The 5,285-nt window shown below is 70.7% G+C and carries 6 protein-coding genes; 2 read left to right on the top strand and 4 right to left on the bottom strand.

Annotation, left to right across the window (positions count from 1 at the left end):
* Positions 1-447: alpha/beta fold hydrolase (locus tag AC1D12_RS23900; protein WP_477843301.1), on the bottom strand; the 447-nt coding region annotated here is incomplete at its 3' end.
* 22 nt (positions 448-469) lie between these two features.
* Here AC1D12_RS23900 and AC1D12_RS23895 point away from each other — a divergent pair.
* The gene (locus tag AC1D12_RS23895; RefSeq protein WP_465112582.1) at positions 470-1,270 is read left to right on the top strand and encodes a 3-hydroxybutyrate dehydrogenase; all 801 of its coding nucleotides are present in this window, start codon (positions 470-472) and stop codon (positions 1,268-1,270) included.
* A 12-nt stretch (positions 1,271-1,282) separates the two neighbouring features.
* On the opposite strand, the gene AC1D12_RS23890 is transcribed toward AC1D12_RS23895, so the two are convergent.
* The 3 genes from AC1D12_RS23890 to AC1D12_RS23880 are packed head-to-tail and all read right to left on the bottom strand — an operon-like array spanning position 1,283 to position 4,630.
* Complete coding sequence (locus tag AC1D12_RS23890; protein WP_465112581.1) at positions 1,283-1,999, bottom strand: SIMPL domain-containing protein; 717 nt, start codon at positions 1,997-1,999, stop codon at positions 1,283-1,285.
* 38 nt (positions 2,000-2,037) lie between these two features.
* On the bottom strand, positions 2,038-3,249 hold the full coding sequence (locus AC1D12_RS23885; protein ID WP_477843298.1) for a DUF1501 domain-containing protein: 1,212 nt from the start codon (positions 3,247-3,249) through the stop codon (positions 2,038-2,040).
* A 13-nt stretch (positions 3,250-3,262) separates the two neighbouring features.
* Entirely contained in the window at positions 3,263-4,630 is a 1,368-nt protein-coding gene (locus AC1D12_RS23880) for a DUF1800 domain-containing protein (RefSeq protein WP_477843297.1), read from the bottom strand.
* A gap of 205 nt (positions 4,631-4,835) precedes the next feature.
* Between AC1D12_RS23880 and AC1D12_RS23875 the strand changes: the two genes are divergently transcribed.
* The coding region (locus AC1D12_RS23875) for a response regulator (protein ID WP_477843295.1) at positions 4,836-5,285 on the top strand (450 nt) is incomplete at its 3' end.

Here is a 5,285-nt window from a genome sequence, read left to right as displayed (position 1 = left end):
GCCGAGGTAGGTGCCGATGCGCGCCAGCGCCGCCGGCTCGATGCTCGGACCGACATCGTTCAGCACCAGCTTCGACACCGGCGAGTTCTTCAGTGCCGCCAGCCCCAGGCCGATCAGCCCGCCCATCGAGGTGCCGACCCAGTGCACCGTGCCGGCGTTCAATCGCGCGAGCAGCGTGACCATGTCGGCCACGTAGGCGGGGATCTGGTAGCCCATCGGGTCGGCGAGGCGGTCGGATTCGCCGCGCCCGACGACATCGGGGCACACCACGCGGTACTCTCCCTGCATCGCCTGCGCGAAGGTGTCGAAGTCGCGGCCCTGGCGCGACAGGCCGTGCACGCACACCAGCACGCGCGGGTTCGCAGCGTCGCCCCACTCCCACCAGGCCATGCGATGCAGGCCGCGGGTGTCGAGGCATTGCACGTGGTTCAGGCGGGGTTCATGCATGGGCCGGGCTTCCTCTTCGATAATGGACTGTATCAACCTGGAGGTTCCCACCGTGCTCAAAGGAAAAACCGCCCTCGTCACCGGCTCCACCAGCGGCATCGGCCACGGCATCGCGCTGTGCCTGGCGCGCCAGGGCGCCAACGTGGTGCTCAACGGCTTCGGCGAATTCGAGGCGGCGCGCGCCGAGGTGGCCGCGCTCGGCGTGAAGGCCGGCTACCACGGGGCCGACATGAGCAAGCCGGCCGAGATCGAGGCGATGATGGCCTACGCGCAGGCCGAGTTCGGCGGCGTCGACATCCTCGTCAACAACGCCGGCATCCAGCACGTGGCGGCGGTCGAGGAGTTTCCCGCCGCCAAGTGGGACGCGATCATCGCGATCAACCTCAGCTCGGCCTTCCACACCACGCGGCTGGCGATCCCCGCCATGCGCGCGCGCAACTGGGGCCGCATCATCAACATCGCCTCGGCGCACGGGTTGGTCGCGTCGGCGCAGAAATCGGCCTACGTGGCCGCCAAGCACGGCATCGTCGGCTTCACGAAGTCGATCGCGCTCGAGACCGCGCAGACCGGCATCACGTCGAACGCGATCTGCCCCGGCTGGGTGCTGACGCCGCTGGTGCAGAAGCAGATCGACGACCGCGCCGCGCGCGAGGGCATCGCGGTGGAGCAGGCGCAGCGCGAGCTGCTGGGCGAGAAGCAGCCCTCGCTGCAGTTCGTCACGCCGCAGCAGCTGGGCGACCTGGCCGTGTTCCTGTGCTCGGCCGCCGCCGACAACGTGCGCGGCGTGGCCTGGGCAGTGGACGGCGGCTGGACGGCGCAGTGATTGCTTCGTCGTCTATTTGGTCATCACCACCGAGCCATTGACGCTGACCGTCACGCTCCCCTTGCCCAGCTCGACCGGCAGCGCCTCGTCGGCGGCGCCCATCGTCTTCATGCGGGCGACCGGCGCGGCGGCGTACATCACCGGCTCGTTGCTGCCGATGTTGACCTCGCGCAGCGTGTAGCCGGCGAAGCCGAACTGCTTGGCGTACTCGGCCGCCTTCGCGCGGTAGCGGGCGATGGCCTGCGCGGCGACATCGGCCTCGACCTTCTCGCGCTGCTCGCGCGACAGGTTGCTGCCGACGCGGGCGATCGTCAGCGTGCTGATCTTCGCGGTGAGCGCGGCGATACCGGGAATGTCCTTGCCCTCGACCACCAGCTCGGCGGTGCCCTGCCAGCCGTTGATGCCGCCCTTCTGGCTGTAGCGCGGGAACAGCGAGAAGTTGCCGGTGTGCACCTCGATGTCGCCCGGCTTCGCGACGCGCTTGGCCTCGGCCAGCGCGGCGTCGAGCGCCTGCTTCAGTTGCGCCTGCACGGTGCCGGCATCGGTGCCCTCGCGGGTGGTGCTGAGCGTCACGTTCAACAAATCCTTGTTGACCTCGACGGTGGCGCTGGCCGACAGGCTCACCACGTTCTGCAGCGGCGGCTCGTTGGCGAGCGCGGGTTCGGCCGCCAGCGCGGCGGCAAAGGCCGCGACGGCGGCCAGGGGCGAGAGCTTCGATTGAATCGTCATGGATCCTCCTTGTGAGTGGCGCGCCGTCGGCACGTCGTTCAGGCCGTGATGAACGGCAGCGCATCGAAGCGCCCGTTCAGCACCACCTGCGGGTCGACGCCCCACCAGCGCTGCGCGATGGTCGCATAGACCTGCCGGAAATCTGCCGTGTGGACCAGGTTCTGATTGGTGTCCAGTCGTTGCAGGTCGGGCATGCGGCCGATCACGCCGCCACGCACCGCGCCGCCCATCGCGAAGTGCGGCGCGGCGGTGCCGTGGTCGGTGCCGCCGCTCTGGTTCTGGCGCGCGCGGCGGCCGAACTCCGAATAGGTCAGCACCAGCGTGCGGTCCCAGGCACCGGCCTCGACCAGGCCTTCGCGCAACGCGGCCAGGCCCTCGGCCAGCTGCTTCAGCAGCGCCGCATGCGTGGGCAGCTGGCCGCGGTGGGTGTCGAAGCTGCCGTGCGTCAGGTGGAACACCGGCACGCCGCCGCGCCCGGCCTGGCCGGCGACGATCGTGCAGCAGGCGCGCACCGCCTGGCCGAGGCCGTGCGCCGGGAACTCGGTGCGCAGCGCCGGCGCGCCGGGGTTGCGCAGGCCGTCGGCCGCCTGCAGCACGCCGGCCTCGACCTTCAGCACATGCGCGAGCGCCGCATTGCCCTGCACCGCCGCCGGCCGCGCGAGGCGCGATTCGTTGACGAAGGCCTCGGCGCTGGTCAGCGAGACGGCGCGCGCGCCGCTCAGCGCGCCCAGCCCGGCGGTGCCGACGGCCACGCCTTCGGCGGTGAAGCGGCCACGCCCGCGCAGCCCGGCATCGAAGGCGCGCGCCACCCAGCCTTCGTCGAGGTACTCGCGCGCCGCCGATGCGGTGTCCCAGATCTCGATCGAGCGGAAGTGCGACAGGTTGGGCTGCGGGTAGCCGAGGCCGAGCAGCAGCGCGAGCTCGTGCTTCTCCCACAGCGGGATCAGCGGCGCGAGCGACGGGTGCAGGCCGAGGCTGGCGTCGAGCCGCAGCAGGTCGGCGGGCGGCAGCGCGAGCGTCGGCCGCAGCGCTGCGTACGCGGGATCGGCATACGGCACGACGGTGTTCAGGCCGTCGTTGCCGCCCTTCAGCTCGACCAGCACCAGCACGCGGTCGGCGGCCGAGGCTGCGGCCTGCAGGCCGTTCGTGCCCTGGGCCCACGCAGCGGACGGAATACCCGGCAGCACGAGGCCGCTGCAGGCGACGGCGGCGCTGGACAGGCGCATGAATTCTCGACGGGTGGATCGCATCGCGGCCTCCGGGTCACTTCAGTTGAAACGCAGGGTCCAGGCTCAACGCCCGCAGCATCGACAGCCCGACCGTGCCGGCCGGCAGCGGATTGACGGGCGGCGCGGCCAGCACGGCCATTTCGATGCGCGCCCTGGTAGCGGCATCCGGCTCGCGGTCGGCATGGGCGCCGAGCGGCGCGAGCCACGCGTCCGCATCGAAGCRCAGCCCGCCCCCGCCCTTCTCGACGCCACCCATCTCGACGCCGCGGAACAGCCGCTCGGTGAAGCGCTTGCGCTCCAGCAGCGTCGTGCTGTCGATCCAGTCGGTGTAGCCGGGCCAGCCCTTCACGTTGGGCGGCACGAACAGGCTCTGCCCGAGCTTGGCGCTGGCGCGCGCGATCGGCAGCATCGCGTCGGGATTCGCGTCGAACTTCGCATCGAACTGGCGCAGCGTGCCCACCGTCAGTTCCACCGGCGACTTGATCAGCGCCGCGCGCGCGGCCGGCGCCCAGAACGCATCGCTCAGCAGCAGTTCGCGCAGCGCGGCGTCGATGCGCCAGCCGCTGTCGCGCAGCCGCGCGGCGACGCGCTCCAGCGTGGCCGGCTCCGGCACCGGCGAGACGAACTCGCGCCACAGCTTGCCGGCGATGAAGCGCGCCGCGGCCGGCTGCGCGAGCAGCTGTTCGAGCGCGCCGTCGGCGTCGTAGGCGGCGCTGCGTCCGAACAAGGTCTTGCTGCCGCCGTCGTGCAGGCGCGGGCGCAGGCGGGCGCTCCAGTCGGCACGGTCGACGGTCCAGCCGGAGAAGGCGCGCGCGGCTTCCTGGATGTCCTGCTCGCGGTACTGCCCTTCGCCGAGCGTGAAGAGCTCCATCACCTCGCGCGCGAAGTTCTCGTTCGGCGCCTGCGCCTTGTTGGCCGCGCCGTCGAGGTAGATCAGCATCGCCGGATCGCGCGCGATGCCGTGCAGCAGCGCGGCGAACGAGCCGAGCGCGTGCGTGCGCAACAGCTGCTGCTGATTGAACATGCCCTGCGGGCTCTGCACCTTCTGCACCGAGGTCGCGAAGTGGTTGTGCCAGAACAGCACCATGCGCTCGGCCAGCGGCGCCGGGGTGTCGCGCATCTCCTGCAGCCACCAGGCGGCGAGGTCGAGCGTGTCGCGGCGCGCCTGCTGCCGTGCCGCCTTGCGGGCGTCTTCGTCGGGCAACTGGCCGAGCGGCGTGCGGATCGGCTCGCGCGTGAAGTCGGGCGGCGGGTGCAGGGGGCGCGCGGCGCGCGCCGCGTCGATCAGCCGATCGACGGCGGCCTCGGCACTSAAGCCGATCCAGGGCGCGAGCTGCTGCGGCGACGGCACGAAGCCGGTGCGGGTCAGCAGGTGGCGGGCATCGCTCTCGGTCAGCGTCATGCGTGTCTCCAGGGTCTTCTGCCGGATGAGGCTCCCAACGACCCAGCCGCCAGCTTCGCCGACAACTCTTGCCGACCTTCACAAACCTTCACTTGCCAAACTGAAAAAGACGTGTCGCAAGATTTGTAACAGATGGTCCGGAGCCCCCAAAAACAGGATCGAACCTGCGCACAATCTCGGCTGTTACAAATCAACGGAGCCGTCGATGACGCCCACTGCCACTGCCCGCCCCGACCGTGTTGTCGTGGTCGATGACGATGCCCGGATCCGCGACCTGCTGCGCCGTTATCTGACCCAAGAAGGCTTCGAAGTCCTGCTGGCGGAGGACGCCAAGGCCCTGAACCGGGTGCTGACGCGCGAGACGGTCGACCTGATCGTGCTCGACCTGATGCTGCCGGGTGAAGACGGGCTGTCGATCTGCCGCCGGCTGCGTGCGGCGAGCGACGTGACGCCGATCATCATGCTGACGGCGAAGGTCGAGGATGTCGATCGCATCGTCGGCCTGGAGGTCGGTGCCGACGACTACCTGCCGAAGCCGTTCAACCCGCGCGAACTGCTGGCCCGCATCCATGCGGTGCTGCGCCGCCGCCCCGCGATGGAAGCGCCGGGCGCGCCGGCCAAGGATGCGCAGACGGTCACCTTCGGCCCGTTCGAG

The sequence above is a fragment of the Rhizobacter sp. P1_G5 genome (genome assembly GCF_056405435.1).
Note: the sequence above shows the minus strand (reverse complement) of the source record. Positions and strands in the feature narration are given on the sequence as shown.

Excerpts from the sequence above, each read along its gene's own strand:
- AC1D12_RS23885 (WP_477843298.1), bottom strand. The coding sequence starts at position 3,249 with ATGCGATCCACCCGTCGAGAATTCATGCGCCTGTCCAGCGCCGCCGTC.
- AC1D12_RS23895 (WP_465112582.1), top strand. The coding sequence starts at position 470 with ATGGACTGTATCAACCTGGAGGTTCCCACCGTGCTCAAAGGAAAAACC.
- AC1D12_RS23890 (WP_465112581.1), bottom strand. The coding sequence starts at position 1,999 with ATGACGATTCAATCGAAGCTCTCGCCCCTGGCCGCCGTCGCGGCCTTT.